This window comes from Oryzihumus sp., from assembly GCF_054325275.1.
In genome coordinates, this window is record NZ_JBTCWL010000133.1 from 1 (window position 1) to 2,618 (window position 2,618).

Consider the following 2,618-nt stretch of genomic DNA (forward strand, 5'->3'; position numbering starts at 1 on the left):
GGTGCAGTTCCTGGCCCGGACCGCCGGGGGGCACGGGGGCAGCGTCGGGCTGCGCCTGCTCGTGGCCCTCGGGGTCTGCCTGTTTGCCGCGCGCGGCGGCCGGGCCTGGCTGCTGGCGCCGGCGCTCATCCTGGCCTGCCCCGTGATCGGCGGCTACGGGCCGCTCGCCGTGCTGGCGGCCGTGCCCCGCCTGCTGCGGGTGCAGGCCGCCCCACTGCGCGGTCGTCACCGCGTCCGCCGTGTCGCGGCACCCGACCTGGCGCCCGTTCCTCCGCGAAACCTGGCCTGACGGAGCGCGGTTCGCGGCGTACTGGGCACCAGGTCGGAGCCGGGTGCACAGCGGCTACCCGAGCGGGTTGTAGCCGAGCGCCAGCCAGAGCACGGCGTACCCCGCGGCGGTCCCCGCCAGACCCCACAGGGCGCCGGTGAGCGCCGGGGGCAGCAGGGCGTCCTCGGGGGAGAGCCGCCACCCGCCGCCGAGCGCCACGGCGAGGCAGGCGGCGATCGCGCAGACCGCGGCTGTCAGGAGCCGGGCGTTGTCCAGGCTGGCGCCGCTGTCCGGCAGCGCGACCTGCACGAGGAACAGGCCCACCGTCGCCGCGGCCCAGTTGAGCAGGGCCACCCCGCCGAGGGCCAGCGCGCCCAGGGTGCCGAAGCCGCCCGCCCACAGGAAGGCGGACCGGCTGCGCGACCCCGGTGAAGGCTTGAGCGGCTGTCCTGCCACGTCAGGAGTGTGGCAGCACCGGGCCGACGGCCGGGGCGATTCGGCGCAGCCGCCCGGGTCAGGGCCTCTCGGCCACGAAGATCGCCGTGCCGGGGATGATCGCGCCCCGCAGCGGGCTCCAGCCGCCCCACTCCTGGCCGTTGGTCTCGGGCCACTCCGGCTCGACGAGGTCGACCAGGCGCAGCCCGGCCGCGGTCAGCTCGCGCACGCGGTCCCCAAGGGTGCGGTGGTGCTCGACATAGGTCGCCCGGCCGGCGGCGTCGGCCTCGACGTAGGGGGTGCGGTCGAAGTACGGCAGGCGGGCCACCAGCCCCTCCGGGCCGGGGTCGTCCGCGAACGCCCAGCGGATCGGGTGCGTGGTCGAGAAGACGAGGCGCCCACCGGGGCGCAGCACCCGGGCGCACTCGCGCATCACCAGCGCCGAGTCCGCGACGAACGGCACGACGCCGTATGCCGTGAACACGGTGTCGAACGCCTCGTCACCGAAGGGGAGGGCGGCGGCGTCGCACTGCACCAGCGGGACGGGCGGCCGGGGTGCCGGCGCCCCCTGCGTCGGCGCCCCCAGCTCCGGCACCGCCGTCGCGTCGATCGCACGGCCCTGGCGCAGCATGCCGCCGGACAGGTCGCTGGCCACGACCTGCGCCCCCAGCCCCGCGAGGTACCGGGAGCACTGGGCGGCCCCGGCGCCGATCTCCAGGACCCGCTTCCCGCGGACGTCGCCGAGCAGGTGCAGCTCCTCCTCCCGCACGCCCTCGGGGCCCCAGACGAAGTCGGTGTCGCCGAGGAACACGCCGTGCTCGGCGTAGTACCCGACCGCCTCGTCGTCCCACCACGACCGGTTGGCCCGGACCGTCTCCTCCTGGTCCGCGGCACGCCGACCCACCTGCTCAAACGCCTCGAGATCATCGGTCACGGCGCTATCCTGCCCTGCTTTGACCTGTGCGAGACGGCATCGGTAAGGTGGACGAGCACATCTGTGTGCGTCCGGTCACGTCACGGCGGCCGGACGTGCATTCCCATCGATATCTGTCCACCATCGGAGTTCCCACTACATGACTGCCACCACGGCTGAGAAGGCCACCCCGCAGATCGCGATCAACGACATCGGGTCTGAGGAGGAGCTGCTCGCCGCCATCGACGCGACGATCAAGCACTTCAACGACGGCGACATCGTCGAGGGTGTCATCGTCAAGGTCGACCGGGACGAGGTCCTGCTCGACATCGGCTACAAGACCGAGGGTGTCATCCCCTCCCGCGAGCTCTCCATCAAGCACGACGTCGACCCGGCCGAGGTCGTTTCCGTGGGCGATGAGGTCGAGGCCCTGGTCCTCCAGAAGGAGGACAAGGAAGGCCGCCTGATCCTGTCCAAGAAGCGTGCGCAGTACGAGCGCGCCTGGGGCACGATCGAGAAGGTCAAGGAGGAGGACGGCGTCGTCACCGGCACCGTCATCGAGGTCGTCAAGGGTGGCCTCATCCTCGACATCGGCCTGCGCGGCTTCCTGCCGGCGTCCCTCGTCGAGATGCGTCGTGTCCGCGACCTCCAGCCCTACGTGGGCAAGGAGATCGAGGCCAAGATCATCGAGCTGGACAAGAACCGCAACAACGTGGTCCTGTCCCGCCGTGCGTGGCTCGAGCAGACCCAGTCCGAGGTGCGCACCACGTTCCTCAAGGAGCTCCAGAAGGGTCAGGTCCGCTCCGGCGTCGTCAGCAGCATCGTCAACTTCGGTGCGTTCGTCGACCTCGGTGGCGTCGACGGCCTGGTGCACGTCTCCGAGCTGTCCTGGAAGCACATCGACCACCCGTCCGAGGTCGTCGAGGTGGGCCAGGAGGTCACCGTCGAGGTGCTCGACGTGGACATGGACCGCGAGCGTGTCTCCCTGTCGCTGAAGGCGAC

The 2,618-nt window shown here is 72.0% G+C and carries 4 protein-coding genes; 2 read left to right on the forward strand and 2 right to left on the reverse strand.

Annotated features, from left to right (window positions below; translation table 11 throughout):
- On the forward strand, positions 1-289 hold a 289-nt coding region (locus ACXVGS_RS18960), incomplete at its 5' end, for a hypothetical protein (protein WP_458538220.1).
- Positions 290-343: 54 nt separating this feature from the next.
- Here ACXVGS_RS18960 and ACXVGS_RS18965 read toward each other — a convergent pair.
- On the reverse strand, positions 344-724 hold the full coding sequence (locus ACXVGS_RS18965) for a hypothetical protein (protein ID WP_458538221.1): 381 nt from the start codon (positions 722-724) through the stop codon (positions 344-346).
- 58 nt (positions 725-782) lie between these two features.
- Complete coding sequence (locus tag ACXVGS_RS18970) at positions 783-1,637, reverse strand: class I SAM-dependent methyltransferase (protein ID WP_458538222.1); 855 nt, start codon at positions 1,635-1,637, stop codon at positions 783-785.
- 139 nt (positions 1,638-1,776) lie between these two features.
- Between ACXVGS_RS18970 and ACXVGS_RS18975 the strand changes: the two genes are divergently transcribed.
- Positions 1,777-2,618 (forward strand): S1 RNA-binding domain-containing protein (locus tag ACXVGS_RS18975; RefSeq protein WP_458538223.1); only part of this gene is annotated, 842 nt, incomplete at its 3' end.